24 protein-coding genes and 1 pseudogene are annotated in these 19,268 nt (G+C 42.2%); 15 read left to right on the top strand and 10 right to left on the bottom strand.

All coding sequences use genetic code 11. The features are described 5' to 3' along the window. Window positions 1–77 precede the first annotated feature (77 nt). Window positions 78–446, bottom strand: coding sequence for a hypothetical protein (locus BLR06_RS05540; protein ID WP_092069345.1), 369 nt, complete (start codon window positions 444–446; stop codon window positions 78–80). A gap of 16 nt (window positions 447–462) precedes the next feature. After that, window positions 463–654, bottom strand: a pseudogene (locus BLR06_RS20335) (ParB N-terminal domain-containing protein); the annotation flags it as partial. 303 nt (window positions 655–957) lie between these two features. On the opposite strand from BLR06_RS20335, the gene BLR06_RS05530 reads away from it, so the two are divergent. Both BLR06_RS05530 and BLR06_RS19950 read left to right on the top strand, forming a co-directional pair. Then, window positions 958–1,578, top strand: coding sequence for a Y-family DNA polymerase (locus BLR06_RS05530; protein WP_245698029.1), 621 nt, complete (start codon window positions 958–960; stop codon window positions 1,576–1,578). A gap of 842 nt (window positions 1,579–2,420) precedes the next feature. After that, window positions 2,421–3,659, top strand: coding sequence for a hypothetical protein (locus tag BLR06_RS19950; protein ID WP_092069342.1), 1,239 nt, complete (start codon window positions 2,421–2,423; stop codon window positions 3,657–3,659). Between the two features lie 739 nt (window positions 3,660–4,398). Here BLR06_RS19950 and BLR06_RS20205 read toward each other — a convergent pair. The 3 genes from BLR06_RS20205 to BLR06_RS05505 all read right to left on the bottom strand — a co-directional run bounded on the left by BLR06_RS20205 (window position 4,399) and on the right by BLR06_RS05505 (window position 6,469). Beyond that, window positions 4,399–4,539: an SDR family oxidoreductase gene (locus BLR06_RS20205; protein WP_092069339.1), complete on the bottom strand. Its 141-nt coding sequence runs from the start codon at window positions 4,537–4,539 to the stop codon at window positions 4,399–4,401. 334 nt (window positions 4,540–4,873) lie between these two features. Beyond that, window positions 4,874–6,010 carry an MFS transporter gene (locus BLR06_RS05510; RefSeq protein WP_092069335.1) on the bottom strand — a complete coding sequence of 379 codons (1,137 nt, stop codon included), beginning with the start codon at window positions 6,008–6,010 and terminating at the stop codon, window positions 4,874–4,876. 63 nt (window positions 6,011–6,073) lie between these two features. Then, window positions 6,074–6,469: a MerR family transcriptional regulator gene (locus BLR06_RS05505; protein ID WP_092069332.1), complete on the bottom strand. Its 396-nt coding sequence runs from the start codon at window positions 6,467–6,469 to the stop codon at window positions 6,074–6,076. A 192-nt stretch (window positions 6,470–6,661) separates the two neighbouring features. Between BLR06_RS05505 and BLR06_RS05500 the strand changes: the two genes are divergently transcribed. After that, window positions 6,662–7,033 carry an NAD(P)H-dependent oxidoreductase gene (locus BLR06_RS05500; protein ID WP_245698028.1) on the top strand — a complete coding sequence of 124 codons (372 nt, stop codon included), beginning with the start codon at window positions 6,662–6,664 and terminating at the stop codon, window positions 7,031–7,033. 32 nt (window positions 7,034–7,065) lie between these two features. Here BLR06_RS05500 and BLR06_RS05495 read toward each other — a convergent pair whose 3' ends face one another. Further along, a complete protein-coding gene (locus BLR06_RS05495) occupies window positions 7,066–7,422 on the bottom strand; it encodes a winged helix-turn-helix transcriptional regulator (protein WP_092069328.1) in 357 nt (118 codons plus the stop codon). Between the two features lie 117 nt (window positions 7,423–7,539). On the opposite strand from BLR06_RS05495, the gene BLR06_RS05490 reads away from it, so the two are divergent. The 6 genes from BLR06_RS05490 to BLR06_RS05470 all read left to right on the top strand — a co-directional run bounded on the left by BLR06_RS05490 (window position 7,540) and on the right by BLR06_RS05470 (window position 12,196). Then, window positions 7,540–8,331 (top strand): amidohydrolase family protein, encoded by a 792-nt coding sequence (locus BLR06_RS05490; RefSeq protein ID WP_092069325.1) that lies wholly within the window; start codon window positions 7,540–7,542, stop codon window positions 8,329–8,331. A gap of 26 nt (window positions 8,332–8,357) precedes the next feature. Then, window positions 8,358–9,377 (top strand): NADH:flavin oxidoreductase, encoded by a 1,020-nt coding sequence (locus BLR06_RS05485; protein ID WP_092069322.1) that lies wholly within the window; start codon window positions 8,358–8,360, stop codon window positions 9,375–9,377. 323 nt (window positions 9,378–9,700) lie between these two features. After that, complete coding sequence (locus tag BLR06_RS19450) at window positions 9,701–9,862, top strand: hypothetical protein (RefSeq protein ID WP_173812634.1); 162 nt, start codon at window positions 9,701–9,703, stop codon at window positions 9,860–9,862. Next, window positions 9,849–11,126 carry a Y-family DNA polymerase gene (locus tag BLR06_RS05480; RefSeq protein ID WP_092069319.1) on the top strand — a complete coding sequence of 426 codons (1,278 nt, stop codon included), beginning with the start codon at window positions 9,849–9,851 and terminating at the stop codon, window positions 11,124–11,126. Before BLR06_RS19450 ends, BLR06_RS05480 begins: the two co-directional genes overlap by 14 nt. A gap of 378 nt (window positions 11,127–11,504) precedes the next feature. Then, window positions 11,505–11,792, top strand: coding sequence for a Dabb family protein (locus BLR06_RS05475; RefSeq protein ID WP_092069316.1), 288 nt, complete (start codon window positions 11,505–11,507; stop codon window positions 11,790–11,792). Between the two features lie 77 nt (window positions 11,793–11,869). Beyond that, window positions 11,870–12,196 (top strand): nucleoside triphosphate pyrophosphohydrolase family protein, encoded by a 327-nt coding sequence (locus BLR06_RS05470; RefSeq protein WP_092069313.1) that lies wholly within the window; start codon window positions 11,870–11,872, stop codon window positions 12,194–12,196. An 85-nt stretch (window positions 12,197–12,281) separates the two neighbouring features. Here BLR06_RS05470 and BLR06_RS05465 read toward each other — a convergent pair whose 3' ends face one another. After that, window positions 12,282–13,190, bottom strand: a complete 909-nt coding sequence (locus BLR06_RS05465) for a helix-turn-helix transcriptional regulator (protein WP_245698027.1) — start codon at window positions 13,188–13,190, stop codon at window positions 12,282–12,284. 633 nt (window positions 13,191–13,823) lie between these two features. On the opposite strand from BLR06_RS05465, the gene BLR06_RS19755 reads away from it, so the two are divergent. The 3 genes from BLR06_RS19755 (at window position 13,824) to BLR06_RS05445 (ending at window position 15,248) form a co-directional block, all read left to right on the top strand. Further along, a complete protein-coding gene (locus BLR06_RS19755) occupies window positions 13,824–14,165 on the top strand; it encodes an NUDIX domain-containing protein (protein WP_217636839.1) in 342 nt (113 codons plus the stop codon). Continuing rightward, window positions 14,162–14,392 carry a hypothetical protein gene (locus BLR06_RS05450; protein ID WP_245698026.1) on the top strand — a complete coding sequence of 77 codons (231 nt, stop codon included), beginning with the start codon at window positions 14,162–14,164 and terminating at the stop codon, window positions 14,390–14,392. Before BLR06_RS19755 ends, BLR06_RS05450 begins: the two co-directional genes overlap by 4 nt. 148 nt (window positions 14,393–14,540) lie before the next feature. Then, window positions 14,541–15,248: an alpha/beta hydrolase gene (locus BLR06_RS05445; protein WP_092069304.1), complete on the top strand. Its 708-nt coding sequence runs from the start codon at window positions 14,541–14,543 to the stop codon at window positions 15,246–15,248. 45 nt (window positions 15,249–15,293) lie between these two features. On the opposite strand, the gene BLR06_RS05440 is transcribed toward BLR06_RS05445, so the two are convergent. The 3 genes from BLR06_RS05440 to BLR06_RS05430 form a co-directional block, all read right to left on the bottom strand. Continuing rightward, entirely contained in the window at window positions 15,294–15,866 is a 573-nt protein-coding gene (locus tag BLR06_RS05440; protein WP_092069301.1) for an NAD(P)H-dependent oxidoreductase, read from the bottom strand. A gap of 33 nt (window positions 15,867–15,899) precedes the next feature. Next, entirely contained in the window at window positions 15,900–16,442 is a 543-nt protein-coding gene (locus BLR06_RS05435; RefSeq protein ID WP_092069298.1) for a flavodoxin family protein, read from the bottom strand. An 89-nt stretch (window positions 16,443–16,531) separates the two neighbouring features. After that, window positions 16,532–16,864 carry an ArsR/SmtB family transcription factor gene (locus BLR06_RS05430; RefSeq protein WP_092069295.1) on the bottom strand — a complete coding sequence of 111 codons (333 nt, stop codon included), beginning with the start codon at window positions 16,862–16,864 and terminating at the stop codon, window positions 16,532–16,534. 401 nt (window positions 16,865–17,265) lie between these two features. Here BLR06_RS05430 and BLR06_RS05420 point away from each other — a divergent pair, with 401 nt between their 5' ends. The 3 genes from BLR06_RS05420 (at window position 17,266) to BLR06_RS05410 (ending at window position 19,175) form a co-directional block, all read left to right on the top strand. Continuing rightward, window positions 17,266–17,895: a TetR/AcrR family transcriptional regulator gene (locus BLR06_RS05420; protein WP_092069292.1), complete on the top strand. Its 630-nt coding sequence runs from the start codon at window positions 17,266–17,268 to the stop codon at window positions 17,893–17,895. 37 nt (window positions 17,896–17,932) lie between these two features. Continuing rightward, window positions 17,933–18,700, top strand: a complete 768-nt coding sequence (locus BLR06_RS05415; RefSeq protein ID WP_092069289.1) for a class I SAM-dependent methyltransferase — start codon at window positions 17,933–17,935, stop codon at window positions 18,698–18,700. Window positions 18,701–18,935: 235 nt separating this feature from the next. Continuing rightward, window positions 18,936–19,175, top strand: a complete 240-nt coding sequence (locus tag BLR06_RS05410) for a hypothetical protein (protein ID WP_092069286.1) — start codon at window positions 18,936–18,938, stop codon at window positions 19,173–19,175. Window positions 19,176–19,268 lie beyond the last annotated feature (93 nt).

Here is a 19,268-nt window from a genome sequence, read left to right as displayed (position 1 = left end):
CCAACCTTCGGTATCGGCATGACAAACATAAATGGCACCTCCCGGTGCCACTGCTTCCAGCATGTTTTGATACGCTTTCAAGAGAAACTTGTAAAAATCGCCATCGGCCATGCTATCGTTTTGAATTTTAAAACTGTCCGCCGTTTTGCCAACGTACGAAACGTATACGGCGGGTCCGTAAAGACCATGTTGCAGAGCTTGCCGTCCACAAGCAGCTGGACATCTTCCGCTTTGGCGGCATCGCCGCAAACAGGCGATGCTGGCCAAGTAACCAAAATATCTCCCGGCTTGGTTACCGGGGTTTTAATCTTCGCGGTTTCTCCCTCCGCGTCGAAGTCATCCTCAACCGCCTGCTTTTTCGGGGAGTTGCCCTCTTCGTCAGCCAAAGCCACGCGCATCAGTTCTTCAATTTCCAAATCGTCGTAACCGGTAATCTCAATGTCCATGCCAGCCTCCTGCAGTTCAGCGAGCAAGTCCTGCAGCTTCGGTATGTCCCATCGCCTGGAGTATCTTCAGACGTTGGTGTCCGCCGACCACCACATAGCCGCGCTTGTTTACGATGATCGGGTCAATATAGTCGAAGGTGAGAATGGATTTTTTGAGTTTCTCATATTCCTTGTCGACCGGTTTTAAGTCAATGCGCGGATTATAGGGTGCGGCGTTTAGTTTTCAATTGGCAGTTTGACAATCCAAGTCTTTACCTCCCAACCAAAAAAAAACGCCCGTATAAACGGACGTTTAAGAATTTCTGTATTGTAATGTTAAACACCATATTTTACAACTTTCAATGTATATGGAGGTGGATAGTGGTGAGCGAACATACGATAAATTTACTAAGTATCCCTATTTACCAGCAGATGGCCCGGATATTTTACGTCGACCGATGTATGGTCAAGTGGGCGGGAATGCTTCTGTCTGAGCACAACGAGCAGATGAAAGAGAAAGAAGTCAAAAGTAATGGGGCTCGTTGATTTTTCACGTTTTCCCCGCAGGAGCGTATTGTGCGTCGACGTAAAATCATTCTTTGCGTCCGTAGAGGCGGTTCGGCGGGGGCTTGATCCGTTAGAAGCCTATATTGCTGTCGTATCGGATGTAAGGAGAGCCGGTGCGGTTGTACTGGCCAGCAGCCCGAGGGTTAAATCAGAATACAATATCAAGACCGGAAACCGGTTCTTTGAAATTCCCAAGCGTTCTCCGATTATGGTAGTAGAGCCCAATATGGCGTTATATATTAATGTGAACCAGGCAATACAGAATATATTCCGTCGCTTCGTAACCGATGAAGATCTACATGTTTATAGCATTGATGAGTCCATATTGGATGTTACCGCATCGCACAATTTGTTTGGACCCGCAGAGGCGATTGCGGAGGCTATCTTAAAGACAGTGAAGGATGAGCTGGGGCTTATTGTGGCGGTAGGCATTGGCGATAATCCGCTTTTGGCAAAACTGGCACTGGATCATGAAGCGAAAAAGCGTCCGCCGTGGATTGCCAAATGGACCTATGAGATGGTGCCGGAAACGGTATGGAAAATACGGCCGCTGACTGCGTCATTACACGGCGGTTCCAGAGATTGATTATACGATGCTGCCAATTATCTTTATGCTGGTATATCAATACTTTTCCGACCTGGAAGAGTTTCCTATGGGCGTTAGTTGGCCTATCAACAGTATTTTCATTTGTGGCTGAACTATTGTTGTACATTTTGGATTTTACGTACTGATTAAATGGTTGTACTGGTATTCATTCCCTATTTACATCGTTATGGGTTTATTAGCAAGATGGATAGTTAGAATATTGATTGACATAGAAAGAAAAAGTTGCAAAAAATTGTAATAGTTGCTTTAGATTATATATTTAAGAAACGGTTATGTGAAAAAAATGTCCCCCCGAAAAAAGACAAAAATACGATGAGCTAAACGAGATTCTGGAATTAAGCCAAGAAATTGACCGCCTAGAAAAGAACAAAAATGGCAAAGAAATAAGCACCGGATTATTTCGGCGCTTATTGAATGAAAATTCACTGGGGAAGGGTGCAGCACATTTCAATACTTCCCTAACTTGCCAACAGCGTTTCCGAAGAAGCGAAGGTACACCCCTACTAAGCATTCAAAAAAGCAAGAAACTAATTTTTTCCTGCTTCTTCAGAGTGCCAAAAAACCGGCATTTTCAATGGTAAAATCTCGGTTTGCTCCGTAAAAAGATGAAAACAGGCAAGGCCTCCCTAAGGTTCATGGCAGTAAACTTCAACCTGACCCAGTCATTGGTATTTATCGGGAATGGAATTTGGGCATAACTAAAGACTACTACCCAATAAATCGGGGAGTAGCCGGAATATTTTGCTTCGATTTGAGGCAGTGAGGTTGCCGCGAAACACGAGGCATAGACTAATGCGCGGGCATACCTAAGGAGAAATGAAATGAGCGACTACACGCCGCGCCGCAAGCGATTAGCCCTTTCCGCTTTTACCACATCGGAGATGCATGTCCGGAATCCGCTCATGGCCGTATGGTGGGCGGCCTCTTTCGGGGGCTTCGGGCAGATAATGATCGGCAGTTATATCAAAGGCTTCGTGCTGGTAGCTATGGAAGTCCTCATCAATCTGATGACGAATTTAAATGTGGCGATATTATACTCGTTTACCGGGCGGATCGAGCTTGCCAAGGAAGTGCTGGATACCAGGTGGCTGATGGCCTATGCCCTCGCGTATTGCTATGGTCTGTGGGATGCCTACAACCATTCCGTAAGCCTCAATAAGCAGGCCGTGCTTGCTGAACGGGAAAAAGCGCCGATTGATGTGTTCACGGTGCTGCCGTACAGCATTAATTTCCTGGACAAAAGGTCGCCTTGGGTCAGCGTCTTCTGGAGCGTGGTGTTTCCGGGACTGGGGCATATGTTCGTCATGCGAATGGTCACCGGCCTTTTCCTGATAACCTTCTGGATGGTCAGCGCTTATTATTCGCGATTGTTCCAGGTTGTGCATTTTACTTTTTTAGGAGATTTAGGCCAGGCGCTGGCTGTAGCCGATCCACAATGGTTACTGTTCATGCCTTCGATTTACTGCTTTGCCGCCTACGATTCATACTCTTGCACGGTGGAACTGAATAAAAAGTTTGATGCGGAACAACGCGAATATCTCGCGAAAAGATACCAGCGATTGCTGCTTGAACTGCCCATGCCAATAACGGAGGGAGCGACCCAGATGCTGATAGCGGCCACTTTCAACCATTCGTCATTTGTTGAACTTGCCATAACCGAGCTGGAAGCAAAAGGTATTGCCAAAGAAAAGATGCTGGCGATACCTCTCGCTCAGAAGCAAAAAAACTTTGCAATTTTAGATACCATCTACCGGTCCGATGGAGTCAGTATCATCGATACTGCCTCGGTGTTCGGCACTATAGGCATGGTTCTGGGGACAATCTACGGGTTTGTCTGGTCCTGGGGGCCGATAATCTGGGCGCTGATCGGGCTGTTTGGCGGCGCGGCGGTCGGGCTCGCCGGCGACTACCTGCTGACGGGACGAAAGATGACCCGCCAGAGGAGAGACAAGGTTTCGGAACTTGTCTTACTGGTCAGCTGTGTCAATGGCGAAGCTAACATGGTGGAGCAGGTACTTCGGAACAATACCGCCTTCGGGGTTGGTACTGTGAAGGCGTAGGGCGGGTACATGTCAGTTGCGTGGTGATACGAGGTGATTTTGAACTACAAAAATGCAATATATTTCAACTATAGTTATAGGAAAAAGGTGGAATTAAGGCCGGGCACAGTAGTCCGGCTTTAGCTATCTTGGTATCAGTCATAGCAGAACATGAAGTAAAATGGCTGCGCACCCCGCGCCCCGACCTCCTCTAAGGAACAGGATTAGGGCGTCTACTGCTTGAGCAATATTTATAATTAAAGTTAAATAGATCAATCACTCCAATAAGCATATCAATGTACAGTTCTACTGCAAAGAAAACACAGCCCATGAAGCCAGGATCTGCCTGTCTTCATGGGCTATAGTAAAACATCATCCTCAGCTTATACCCCCGCATACACTTGCGCTAATGCATAATTTTCCGGTACTTTTATAAAATCAAGGGAATCCAAGGCAGTTTGTTGCTGCTTATTCAGTGTCACATTTAATTTGCTCCTTTCGTCCTGTGTACTGCTGATATCGTTTTCTATTTTGTGCGAAATCCAGTAACACAGACGAGAAATAAATACTTCAAAGAGGCCACCCCCATTTCTTAATAAAAGCCTAAAATTTGTTCGCCAATTATCTGCCTGTTTGTAGAAAGCAACTTACGCGAAAGCAAGCACTTGTCAGCATTCAATTTAACACTTCTTTACCCTATTTTCCCGTCTATAACAATTCTCAAAAACAAATTCAAGGCTATGATGGCGGAAACAACTTCTTAGTTCGTTGTAAGACCTCCGTCCACAGGAAAAATCCCTCCCGTAATCCAGCTTGCCTGATCTGATGCCAGAAAAACAGCCATATTGGCTATATCTTTTGGTTCCCCGATTGTTTGGGAATAAAAAGATACGCCAAACATAACGAAACAGGACTGTTTCCCTCAACACGTGGAGGAATAGGAACTAAATTCTGAAATGCCCCGTCAGCGTAATGCGGTGAACTCCTGATTCGTTCAAGGTGTGGACCTTCCGGCAAGGTTCCAAATTTAGGATGCTGTAGATATAGACCTACCAAGAGCTATGATAACAAGGATTATGAAAGGGAGTTAACAGCATTTTTCGTAACCGCCCTTTCATGCCATTCTCCCCAAAGCCAATCTCAGTTTAGATATAGTAACAGCTAACTTGAAATTAAACCACGCGAAGTTTTGATATTGACTTATATAATCATCTCCTCTTGGGTGGCATTTTACGTTAACCGCTCCCACCCCCTTTACCGGACGCAATTCGCAGGACCGAAAAAAAGGCTATGCTTAACATGAAAGCTAAGATACCAATAACAAGAGTAAAATCATCTGCACTGGCGATAAGGGGTCCGACGCTTGCACCGACAAATAAGATAAAAGTATACCAGGTGACAGCCATGTTCCGCATCTCGCCGGCTAACTGCCCGATCAGGGTAATGATGCTGGGAATCGTGATCAGCAACCCTGCAATAAAGATAATCAGAGCCATTTGCACCCCTGCCACTGAGCCAGACCAGACGCATAAAAGCAAACCACTCAGCATCAACGCGATTCCCAATGCCGCCAGTTGCTGAAAGGAGAGTTTTTGTGCCAGTTTAGGCACGAATAAGGAGCCGGCAATTCCCGCAATTCCCATGGTGCGAATATAAAAAGCCTCCTGGGAATTCAGCTGGAATTTCGAGAGCAAGTACCTGTCCAGTGACGAATACAATGCAACAAATGACAGCAATAGCGTAAATGCCGCGAAATAGGCTTTGGGCAAGTCAGGATGGCTTGTGAATTTTTTGAATGCGGGGAAGAGGTTTTCTTGCTTCACCTCACTCGGTGACGAATGCACCAATAAAAAATTATTCAGTAGAGCCAATGCCAAATAAGCGAACGCCAGCAGGCCGAAAACCCCCCGCCAGCCCCAATAATCATTCACGGCTGAAGAAAAAATCTGGCCGATAATGCCGGCTGTAATAAACCCTGTTGTGACACAGGACATGACGACAATCCTTTTTTCCGGAGGGTAATGATCGGATATATACGTTAATGCCGCTGGTGCAAACGCGGCAGCAATAAAGCCTTGCACAGCCCGAAACAAAATCAGCAGCTGCATTGAGGTTGCCATACCTGTGATCCAGGTCGTAATGGCCAGCCCAAACATGCCATAAACTAAAATTCGTTTGGAGCCATATTGAGGAATCAGTTTCCCAACGCATAAAAAACCAATCGCATAAAATAGAGAAAATCCTGTATTGGTGTAGGCCGTTAGATACAGGGGCGATTGCAGGTCTTGTGAAAGTACATTCAGCAACGGAATGAGTATGTACAAACTAGAAAGCACAAGCAGGCCACTCAAGGTTAAACATAAAGAGATCATTTAGCTCCTCTTTCTTAACAAAAAATTAATCTTTACGTTAACGTTAAATAAATCGCAAAAAAATTAATGCATTTCTTTTGAATATTCTTCCATAATGGCTTTAATTCGGGCTATATTTTCTTCGCTTTCTTTTTTGAAGGCAGTCAATTCTGTTATTTTTTTTTCAGTTGAGGAGACGTGGGCGCTTAATATTTCAATCACTTTGCGTTTTCCCTCTAAAATTCTTCCATCAGTAAAATAAAGATCGATGACTTGAGCGATTTCTTCCAGGGAAAGTCCCAACCCTTTTAATTGATGTATTTTTTTGAGACGTTCAATATCATTGTTGTCAAAATAGCGAGTTTGTCCCTGGCATCGGCCATCCCTGGTGCCCAACAGGCCTAGCTCCTCATAATAGCGAATCGTTCTTGTTGTCAAATTTGTCAATTTGGCAAGCTCACCAATCTTATAGTCACTCATTATTTATGCCCCTATCTAACGTTAACGTTAAATAGAACATAACATACTTTTTTATTTTGGTCAAGAAGGCGGGAAGGCCCGAGCAGGGCAAAAACGAGGGGAGATCGTTACCGGTATTGGGCATTTTTTCGCAATACATGAGCTTTATAAAAAGTATCCCGACTGGATATTGACGTTGAAAGAGAACAAAAGTTGTTAGAAGCGCACAAGCACATCATTCTCCAGTTTCCCTTATACTGGTACAGCTATCCACCTTTATTAAAAAAGTGGCTGGACGATGTTTTTGTTCACGGATGGGCATATGGCTCAAAAGGGAACAAGTTGAACGGCAAAAAGTTCGGCATAGCGATGTCCATAGGAGATAAAAAAGAAAATTACTCGCCCGCCGGTTCAATTTCTTTTACGGTGGATGAATTGATTACGCCATTCAAAGCCAGTATGATACACATCGGAGCCATTACGCTTCCGTACTTTACCGTTTTCGGTTCCTCGTTTCAGGCAAGCGATGAAGAAATCGATCAGAGTGTGAAAGACTATCTGGATTATATATTTCAATCCAGATAACCCGATTACGCACATTTAATAACAATGAACCATTATACTTCGTGCTTGTCCTGCGGTTCCTTAATTAAAGTATTTTGCCTGCCCCAATCACACATAGCTATGACTATCGGAATAAGACTTTCCCCTTTGGGAGTGAGAGAGTATTCAACTTTTGGAGGCACTTGAGGATATTCTTTTCGAGAAACAATTCCCTCTTGCTCCAATTCTTTTAATTGCGTACTTAACATTTTATGGGTAATTGTATCTATATTTTTTTTCAACATATTGTATCTTGCCGGAGCAGTACAGGCAAGGAGGTAAATGATTTTTAATTTCCATTTTCCGCTTACGATTGATAATGTATATTCAAAAGGTTCCTTGTTGCTTACAAAGCATATTTTTTCAGCCATCACTTAACTCTCCTTTTCGTAAGTATGCTACAAAAAAGTGCATTCTTTCTTTTTTGTATAAAATCATTATAATATAAAGTAAAGGATAATTCAACTTGCAGAAAAGGGGATATATTTATGATTATTGACGGACACTCTCATGTTACTTTTCCGATTCAGGAACATATAAAAGCTATGGATGCGGCGGGTATTGATAAAACCGTTTTATTCTCCACAACTTTTCATCCTGAAGCATCCAAAAATTTTGCCGACGTCCAATCCTCTATGGAGTTTTTAAACGACCTGTTAGCCGGAAAAAAAGGCTCTATGGTAGAGGTACGGCAAAAAGCCGTATCGGAGCTTATGGATGCAATTAAACAATACCCCAACCGTTATATCGGATTTGGCGCGGTTCCTGCGGGCCTTGAACTAAAACCCACGCTTCAATATGTTGCTGAAAATATTCAAAATAATCACTTAACAGGGATGGGCGAATTTACACTCGGAAGTGGACAAATACATCTTTTAAAAAATATTTTTCGTGCTTCACAAGAGTTTCACAATCTTCCGATCTGGATACACGCATTTTTTCCGCTGACATTTCAGGATATAAAAGAAATTTCGGAGTTAGCAAAAGATTATCCTGAAACTCCTGTCATTTTAGGACACTTGGGCGGGAGCAACTGGCTTGAAACAGTTGCACTTATAAAAGAAATTTCTAATTTGTATCTGGATACATCAGCATACTATTCGACATTTGTTTTAGCAAGCATTATCAATGAAGTGCCGGAGAAATGTTTCTTTGGGGTAGACCGCCCCTTTGGGGATTTACAGTTATCCAAAAACGCCGTTTTGCAATTCGCAAAGACGTCTGCTATTGCAAACGCGGTTTTAGGAGAAAATATAGCCCGGTTACTGAATATAGAGTAAATACCCATCAAAAGGAGAGTGATGATATGTCGAATATATTTAGCCCAATTCAAGTGAAAAGCATCCAGTTCACTAACCGGATTGTGATGGCCCCTATGGTACGTTTTGGCTTGCCAAGCAGGAATGGCATCATGGGTGAAAAAATGTTACAGGATTATTTAGGGCGGGCAGATAAGGGAATCGGTCTAATTATTAGCCAAGTTCTCTCCGTGTCGACTGAAGAAGAGATAGCGGGCGGAGCAGGTGCTTATTCTGAACAGCACATTGGTTATCTAAATAAAATAGCGGAAGCCTATCATAAGAACGGAACCAGATTTTTTGCGCAGCTTGGCTTACCCGGCTTTAGCTTTTATGATAATAATTCGGAGGATGTCAACAAGTTGACAAAACAAGAATTAGTCAAAATCAGAGATTTGTTTATCCGGGGTGCTGAGATTTGTAAAAAGGCTGGCCTTGATGGTATTGAATTGCATGGAGCACATACCTTTTTTCTGAATATGATTACCTCGCCCTATTCCAACAAACGGCAAGATACTTACGGCGGCGATTTAATCGGAAGATTGACTTTGGCAAAGGAAATTACGAAATCGATTAAAAGTTTCGCCGGCGATGATTTTATTGTGTCTTACCGAATGGGTTGGAACGATGATCTGAATACAGATGTCCAAATCGCTCAAGCTCTGGAGAATATGGGGATTGATATGTTGCATGTGTCTACTGGAATACCGGAGGATAGAAAACTGCAACTGCCTACGGATTTTGGATACAATGATGTAGTTTACACGGGAAGCCATGTTAAAAAGCATGTAAATATCCCCGTCATTGCTGTGAATGACGTTAAGACATTGGGCAGAGGAAATGTATTAATTGAAAATGACTGCTGTGATTTTGTTGCATATGGAAAGCCCTTTTTAGCCGATTCAGATTTTATAAAGCATTCGAGGAAAGACAGCAACTATAAGCCCTGCTTTGAATGCCGCGAATGTAAATGGTTCACAAATGGCGAAAAATGTCCGGCACAAATAATAGCCAAGGCTCATTCTTAATTAAAATTGTAAAGCGATTGGCGGGTAACAAAGGACTTTTTAGTAAAAGACCACCGCTATTCGGTCAGAAAATTTAGCAACAAAAAAGTGGAGCAAGAAAGATATTGGAGAACATTGGAGCCGTAATAATATCTATTATATTAATTATTGCTTGTAACTTTACTTGATAGTTTTTGTAAGTGTGAAAGGAAACGCCGGCTAGGTTGGTTTAATGACCATCTTAGCCGGCTTTATTTCTATTCAGGTTAGCAAAAATTACCAAGTCCATCACCATTTACATAAGAACATATGTTCTGGTATTATGTATATGGAGGTGGATAGTGATGAACGAACATACGATAGATTTACTGAGTATCCCTATTTACCAGCAGATGGCTCTGGTAGTTTATGTCGACCGATGTATGGTCAAGTGGGCGGGTATGCTTCTGTCTGAGCACAACGAGCAGATGAAAGAGAAAGAAGGCAAAAGTGATGGGGCTCGTTGATTTTTCACGTTTTCCCCGCAGGAGCGTATTGTGCGTCGACGTAAAATCATTCTTTGCGTCCGTAGAGGCGGTTCGGCGGGGGCTTGACCCGCTAGAAGCCTATATTGCTGTAGTATCGGATGTAAGGAGAGCCGGTGCGGTCGTACTGGCCAGCAGCCCGAGGGTTAAATCGGAATACAATATCAAGACCGGAAACCGGCTATTTGAGATTCCCAAGCGTTCTCCGATTATGGTAGTAGAGCCCAATATGGCGTCATATATCAATGTGAACCAGGCAATACAGAATATATTCCGTCGCTTCGTAACCGATGAAGATCTACATGTTTATAGCATTGATGAGTCCATATTGGATGTTACCGCATCGCACAATTTGTTTGGACCCGCAGAGGCGATTGCGGAGGCTATCTTAAAGACAGTGAAGGATGAGCTGGGGCTTATTGTGGCGGTAGGCATTGGCGATAATCCGCTTTTGGCAAAACTGGCACTGGATCATGAAGCGAAAAAGCGTCCGCCGTGGATTGCCAAATGGACCTATGAGATGGTGCCGGAAACGGTATGGAAAATACGGCCGCTGACTGCGTTTTGGGGCATATCCAGAGGATACGATGAGAAACTCAAGCGAATGGGTATTTATACGATAGAGGGGCTGGCTCACGCCAATCCAGTGCGGCTGCAGAAAACGCTAGGCGTAATAGGGTTGCAGTTATATTACCACGCCTGGGGCTTGGATGCCAGCATCATTAGCCAGAAGGAACGGCCGAAAAGTAAATCCTATAGTAAGAACCAGATATTAATGCGGGATTATGATGTAAAAGCAGAAATTCTAATGATCATTAAGGAAATGGTTGGAGATGTATGCACTAGGCTACGTAAGCACCAGGAAAAATGCCAGGAGGTCTATTTGGGGATAGGATACTCGGATAGGCATTTTAAGTTGGGTTTTACTGCACGAATTAAGCTGGTTCGCCCGGAAAACTCAACAGATATCATTAGTGAAGCGGCCCGCCAGGAGTTTATTAAGCTCTGGCAGGGCGAGCCGGTACGATCAGTAAATATTACTGCTGGGAAAATCGTGTCACAAGGACTTGCGCAGTTGGAACTGTTTTTTGCAGGAGAAGAAAAGACACATGCCATGGATAGAGTAGTAGATGATCTTCGGAAACGATTTGGCAAAAAAGCGATCTTTTATGCTGGGTCGATGACTGGCGGAACCTTCCTTGAACGGGCGGATTATGTGGGCGGACATAAAGGAAAAAGCGAATGATGTAAAGAGGCCGATTGCCCGCCTCTCATCAGCACGGTCATAATTTCGCATCACTTTGCAGTGTGTTTAAAATTTTCGTGATACGGATAAGGCAAGCTTTAGAAATTTATGAGCGATAGTCTAATATGACACACTATTGTCTTATTAGCTTGTGTATACTAAAAAACAGGAGGTGATAAGAGATGATCAATGCGAACCTTGTTCAAGTCGACCAGAAAAAAAGTATAAGCTGGATAACCCCTTACAATTATCTGGCAGTAGCAGCGTTCTAGCTCCATAGATCCTTGTTGCCTGCCGGAGATCAATCGAGGCCAATTAGTGCATTAAAGGAATAGTTAGCAGACAAAATACAAATATAAATCATAAAGGAGTAAAAAAATGATCACTAATAATATACTAATTAAACTAAAGGATAGGAATAGTGAGAATATTGGAAATACCAGGGATAAATTGCTCAGTATGAAGGATAGAATTGAATCTCTTCGTGATCTAACAGTCAAAGTGAACATACGCCAAGGTGCGTCATCCTATGACATCTTGCAGATCGCTCAGTATGATTCCATGGAGGATTTAGAGGCTTATATCGTTCATCCTATGCATATCGAAGTATCCAAATATATGGCAGCTGTGATAGAGAGCATTGCTGTCGTATGTTATGAATCATAAGAAACCAGCCAGGTTATAAACATAAGGAAATAGTAGTTAAGATAAACAGAAAATTTGTGAGGAAGAAGAGGGTAGTTATGATCAATATGAACTTAAATGAAGTGATTGAACGTTCCCTTCAAATAAGAAAATGCTACCATCAATTAGAACAGCAGTATCATGAAAAAGAATGGACAGTAGAAGAAGATGCGTTGGCTTTTCTGACAGATGCTGGATTGGTTGGTCGTCTGACAATGTCTCAGCAGGGACGTTGGCCAACAAATGGAGATTCCAGATCTGAACTGGAACATAAACTTGGCGAGTGTATATGGTGGCTGATAATTTTGTCTGACCGCATGAATCTTGATATCAATGAAGCCTTGGAGAATTTTTTATCAAAAACGGAGAAAAATTTACAAGGTTAACGATAAGAAATTCCAACGCTATTTAATCATGCACAGGAGTGTTGCGTTTGGCTGAAAAAGACCCAGCCCTTAAAGACTATTCAAATCAAAATTCATAAATTTTCAATGCTTGTCGTATTCGTTCCGTAATGATATTACGCATATATTCCGGTTCCACTACCTCCACCAAACTACCAAAGGATAGGATATAACTGTACAGCCATTCTCCTTCGGGAAATTCTACCTCTAAGGTAAGACTGCCGTCGTCGTTCGGGACAAGAAATGAGTCATCAAAATAATCATAAAGTCGATTAATAGCCTGAGCCTTAAAATGAAGCTTCACGCGAACAAGCGTCTGCCTGCTATGCCCCTCTTGCTCTTTCCGGCTTGGCAATACCTTTTTTTCAAATGTTTCTGCCAAGACCTTCAATCGCTTTAATCTCGATATCCGGAAAGTCCTGTATTCCTGACGCTGCCGGCAGAAGGCTATCAGATACCATGCATGATTTTTAAAAACAAGTTTTTCCGGTTCTGCCAGCCGGCTGCTGCGCTGGCCCTCTCCATTTACATAATCAAAGCTAATGACATTTCGTGCCAACATGGCCCGCTTTATCTCATTAAATTTATTTTGTTCCTTAAGTGAGCTTGCCCATGGCGAAAAATCGACTTCTACCCAGTCCTGATTAGGAAGATTTTTAAATAAGGCGCCCATTTTCTCCAGGGCAGCATCTAACGCCAAATGTTGCGTCGCCTGCAGGGTTTTAAATGCCAGCAGCATGTTTTCACTTTCCTGCCCGGAAAAAAACGCACGGTTTAACGTATAACTTGCAAGGAGATGGATGCCGCCGCCATTGCCTTTATTCATATAAACCGGTATACCTGCCAAAGAGAGCACATCAATGTCCCGGTAGATTGTCCGAGTGGAGACATGAAAACGCTCAGCAAGTTCCTTAGCGGTAATCGTACCCTTATTAAGCAATATGGTTGTAATTTCTAATAATCGCTTGGTTTTCAATATTATCACCCAACATAATATTACTACAGATAAGACCTGGTGTGTCCTATTTACAGCTATCATTCACTGGTCGTTCTGCATAGAAATGAAATTCGTTCCATAAGCGCAAGCCCTTAAAATGTTGGTAGTATTGTGCTACAGAAATTCGCAATAATGCAAGAAATGCTTTATTGCGAATTTCTTTCTTGCTTTAGAAAGAACCTGTTTTGATACTAATGGCAAATTAGTCGCTGGTGAAAAAGCGGTTCGAAGTTGCGCATAATTAATAGAAAGCGATTTGTGTGTAGCTTGAAGGATAAAATAAATTAATCCGGAAAAAGAAAGCTTACCAGAGCGAGTAAAGGCATTGTCAATGCAGTAATTTGTTGATTGGCGACCTGTAAAATCGACGATATAACTTGGCATGAATCCATAAAAGCACCTCGCATTAAAAATAGTAATCAATGCAAGGTTCCATTTTATGGATATTTTGTCAAGTGCTTTTTTGAATTTATTTTTCTTAAGTTGACGACATTGCCCGTTTGACGGGTCAGGACTATTTGGATAAACATGGTATAATGTGTTGTAGTTATCACATCGTGCAGATAAACAGGAATTTGCCAGTGGGATTATTATATAACAGGGGGAGCAACTATGAGTCGATCGATAAGAAATTCCGCAAAAGCTTTGATAATTAAAGACGGTAAGATGCTTGCAATAAAATTGCAGGAGAATGGTGAAGTATGGTATATCATGCCTGGCGGAGGGCAGGAAACGGAAGCGTTGCTTCCCGATGCCGCTTGTCGTGAGGTTGCCGAAGAATTGGGAATCCGTGTTACTCCGAAGGAATTGGTTTTTGCTGTTGAAGGCGTGTGTTGGCTGCGTTTGACGAGGAATAAAGGGATGGCTAGTACGATCGATTTATTGAATATGTCTGCGACCAGATTGCCGGTGTGGGAGACATCCGTTACAGAAAGATGTTCGGGGATTATATGATCTATGTAAACAATAAGCCTATTTTGCTCGTTTGCGATAATACCGCGTTTGTGAAGATGCTGCCGTGTTTGGCTGAAATCATGCGGGAAGCCGATACCGGATTCCCTTATGACGGAGCAAAGCAGCACTATGTACTGGACATCGACAATGCAAAACTCAGCAAGGAAGTAATTGCCATTCTTGAGCCGGTAACGCCATTGCCTAAACCGAAAAAGAAAGTTAAGTAAGATTCTCTCATTCTCTCAAGATCATATCCGGATGAGTTGACTGGGAATAATTTGCAGGTTAAAGGTTTTGGTAAACACATAAAACGGAAATGCCCAAGAAGGCAGGCGGTGTTCTGCTTTTTACATATGGTAGAAAGAGGTTTATGCGATGATAAAACAGGAAGTAACGGTAGAGGGTATACCGACAATTTTGTGGGGCGGTAAATCAGATAGGCTGTTTATTGCCATTCACGGCAACATGTCAAACAAGGCAGATGATGTAATGGTTATCTTTGCCGAGGAAGCAACAGCGCAAGGGTACCAAGTAATTAGTTTTGATTTGCCCGGACATGGTGACCGCAAGGGGGACCCGTATGCCTGTAAAGTTCAAAACTGCATGCATGACCTTACTATAATCATGCATTATGCCCTCAAACTATCAAAAAACATAAGCGTATTTGCGTGTAGTATGGGAGCGTATTTCAGCCTGCTTGCTTATAATAAGCTTCCGCTTGAAAAGTGTCTGTTCCTCTCTCCAGTGCTGAATATGGAAAGGATTATTAGAAATATCATGACCTGGTTTAACATAAGCGAGATAAGATTGAAAGAGGAAAAAGAAGTGCCTACGCCCATTGGGCAAACGCTTTATTGGGATTATTACTGTTATGTTAAAGCCCATCCAATCAATGACTGGAGTAGCCCAACCGCCATTCTGTATGGCTCTAACGATAGCTTATGCGAGTTTGAGGTGCTATCTGCGTTTGTCAGCCGATTTCACTGCGAGCTGAAAGTGCTGGAGCATGGCGAACATTATTTCCATACCAAAGAACAATTGCAAGTTTTCAGAGCTTGGTTAAAAGAACATTTCCTTATTTGACGAATAATATAACCTTCCGGCGGCAAGATGTCAACAGCAGTTTTTTTAAGTTACATGTTTTTTGATTTCATTAAGGAATTTCAGGCGTTTTTCAACAGCTTCTTTTTTTAGGTCGCCACAGTGAAGCCATTTTACATTTCTTAACCCCATCCCTTTCAGGTTGGATTTTATTAGAACACCTTTTATCGGGTTGCCGGCAAAAAATTCAATATACCATTTGGGCGAATTTGAGGTTGTTATGACGGTAGTTCTTTTGATATCGCCTAGAAGACCTTTAAGCCCGGTGCGGGTTTCAATATAGGCGAAATCCTTAAGCATTACCTTATCAAAGAAGCCCTTAAGTATGGCTGGTACATCAAACCACCAGATGGGAAAAATCACGATGAGCGCATCACTGGCTTTCAGTATTTTCTGGTATTTTCCAACCAGGGGGTCGCTGTATTTCCCTTGGGAATATAAGGCGAGCTCTTCTTGGGTAAAGACCGGATTGAACCCATCCTTATTCAAGTCGATAATCTGATAAGCTTTCCCCTTTTTTTCGAGTTCCGTCACAGCAGTATCGAAAACCATTTTGTTAAAGCTTCCGTGCCAAGGATGGGCAAATAGTATGGTAGTCATAATTTCCTCTTTCCTTTATGCTTAGTTGACACCTTATAAAGCCAGGCCTAAGCAAAATGCTTTGTGTAAAGCAGCCTGGTTTTCTAGGATTTCTTGATTGGCAGTGCTCACATTTATATTGTGTTTAAAATTCATATTCAGCATGTGTGCGATCATTTTTATGGTTTGTACAATGCTGCCGACACCGGCTTCCTCTTCGTCGGTAGCGCCGTATGTCGTCAACAAAACAATTTGCTTGCCAAACAGCTCGTCGCCGTTCAATGCATAAAGCCTGTCAAGAAAAGCTTTAAGCTGCGCCGTCATATTGAATACATACACAGGTGTTGCCATAATAAGCACGTCTGCTGCCCGCACAAGCGCATAGTTTTTGTCCATATCATCTTTTATGATGCAGGCGGCATTGCCATTCTTACAGCTGTTACATCCTTTGCACATGACAATCTTCTGTGAAGCAAGGATTATTTGGGTGATTTCTGCGGATTTATTTTTTTCTCTGACACCTTGCAGATACGCCTGCAGCAAAGAAGCGGTATTGCCATTCTTCTTGGGACTGCCTAAAACCGATACAATTTTCATAAATTCTCCTTTCGGTTCATTTCATAAAAGTATTGCGCATATGCGTTTATGACGCTAATAATAATATTTTGCTTTTTACTCTTAGATACTTACATTAAGCTTTTAAGGGCTTTCGCGGTAATTTCAAACTTGTTAATTACGTAGTTGCAATTCAACCTATATAGCGTGTATCGTCCTTGTTTTTCCTTATCGACAATTCCATAGCGGTGCATTAATTCCAGATGTCTCGAAATTACGGATCGGTCCTGTGTGAAATTTTCGGCGACTTCTTTCACGCTTGCGTTGTCAACAAAAGCCAAATATTTAATGATGTCAATGCGCGCAGGGTCAAAAAGTACTTTATAGAACTCAAAGTCCATGACATCATCAAGTGCTTTCATGCATGCAGCGTTTGCTTCGGTCTGAAATGTTTTATGCTTCATATGGATCACCCCTTAATAGCATTATATATGTGCATACATGCACGAGTCAAATGATTTTGTTTGGTGGTGAATAGTAAAACCAGTTAAATTATTGCGCTCCGCATAGAATTTTTAACGAGACTCTACGATCTTAAGCAAATCGCGGGCTTCGTTTTCCTTGAGCGGAAACAGAAGCCATTTGTCTAAAATGAGCAACCTTTACCTGTTTGTAGTTCTAATAACCTTGCGATAGGTCCCTTCAACGCGTGCAATGGCCAATTCACCTACAAATCCGCCAAACAGTGCTCAGTTTCAAACTCGTTTAATTTGCAATGCCGTTTTTTGTGAACTTATTGACAAGTAAACGATCGTTGACTATAATAATGGTAAACGATCGTTTACTGAGCGGGGAGAATTTTTAGATGGCCGACACAAAAGAAAATATTTTGCATACTGCGCTCCGCTTGTTTGCGCGGGATGGTTATGAAGCTGTTTCGGTTAGCGTTATTGCTGGGAAGCTTGGAATGACAAAAGGAGCTTTATATAAGCACTATAAGAATAAGCGGGATATATTTGATAACATTGTGGAGCGTATCTATCAGATAGATGTTGAAAGAGCGAAAGTGTATGAAGTGCCGGAGGAAATATTTGATAAATCACCATCGGCCTACCGCAATACTGCTGTGGATAAAATCAAGGTTTTCATCGAAGCGCAGTTTCGTTTTTGGACAGAGGACGAATTTTCCAGTAATTTCCGAAAAATGTTGACTTTGGAGCAATACAGAAACCCAGAAATAATGGAACTGTATCAAAAATGCCTTGTAAGCGGGCCGGTCAGCTATATGGAAGATTTATTCCGTGAAATGATGGAACAGGGTATTTGGAACCAAACCAACCCAAAACAGCTTGCGCTTGAGTTTTATGCGCCATTTTATTTGTTGGTAAGCATTTCAGATTCAATGCCTGACAAGAAAGAGGCCGCTAAGTTATTAGCGGCACACATTGAGCGGTTTATAGAAAAGAACTCCGCCCCACGGAAACAAAAGGCGTAAAACCAAAGGTATAATTTAGAAGATAAGGAGTATGACAATGGAAGAAATAACAATCCAAGAATTTGATTTTGCCCTCATCAATGAATTTTTCACAGAGCTTGAACGGCAGGGCCCCGGCAGCTCCGAAGAAACCATCAGGGCATTAGGTTTTATCGGCAATCTTTCAAACAAAGCAAAAATTGCCGATTTAGGCTGCGGCACAGGCTTTCAAACAATGGTTCTGGCCCAAAATACAGAAGCAACCATCACCGCTCTCGACATTTACGCCGGCTCGATTGATAAACTTAACGCAACAGCCGGAAAACTTGGTTTGCAGAACAGGGTAAAAGGTATTGTCGGTTCAATGGATAATTTGCCGTTTCAGAATGACGAATTTGATCTTATATGGTCTGAGGGGGCTATTGCCAATATAGGTTTTGAAAAAGGCTTGAATCACTGGAAAGGCTTCCTCAAAAAAGATGGTTATATTGCCGTAACATATGAGTCATGGTTTACCGATGAACGCCCCGCTGAAATTGAGAAGTGGTGGGTGGACGCAGTTCCTGAAATTGGCACAATAGGATATAATATTTCCATCATGCAAAAAACAGGTTATATTCCTGTTGCCGCATTTACGCTGCCTGAAAGTTGTTGGATAGACAATTATTTTATTCCGCAAAAAGCAAGGCAAGAGCAATTCTTGAAAAAGCATGCGGGAAATAAAACTGTTGAGGATATGATTTCATTTATGAGGCGTGAGGCAGACTTGTATTCAAAATACAAACAGTATTATGGATATGTATTTTATATTGGGAAAAAGATATAAAATAATAATGGTTTACTCCGCCTTTGTTTTTCTATCAGAGCACAGGTGATCTGCAATGACGCCGCAGCAGTATAAGGCGATCATGGGTATCGTCAATTGCAGAACGGCGTCATTGGGGGATATGTAGACGAATGCGCATCCCGAACATGACGTGGATGAATAATACACCGTTATAGATGAAGATTAGGAAATGAAAAAAATTTATTGAAGAGGTAATTGTAGCGGAGAGAAATGTATGGAAAATATCAACGATAGCATTTCCCGAAAAAGTTCTGACATAGTTCTTAAATCCGTTGATAAACATAGTGATCAGCTTATTTGGTTTCTTAATCATGATGAATGTTTAACTGAGGCTCTAGGTTCAAATAACTCTGTTAAGATATCCAAACAGAATTTTACGGAAACCAATAAAAAATGGGCTGCTGAGAGATGCGCAGGGATTGTGCTGGAAAGATTTAGAGATTTTGATCGATAATTTTATTAAGTATAAAGTTGATATGGACAATGAAAATTGGCAGGGTCATTGGGTTTGAAGCCTCTTGTGGGCATATACTTAGAGAATTATCAG

This window comes from Dendrosporobacter quercicolus (genome assembly GCF_900104455.1).
In the GTDB taxonomy this organism is placed as follows: Bacteria; Bacillota; Negativicutes; order DSM-1736; family Dendrosporobacteraceae; genus Dendrosporobacter; species Dendrosporobacter quercicolus.
The sequence above is the reverse complement of the archived record's forward strand: the minus strand, read 5'-3'. Positions and strand labels throughout refer to the sequence as shown.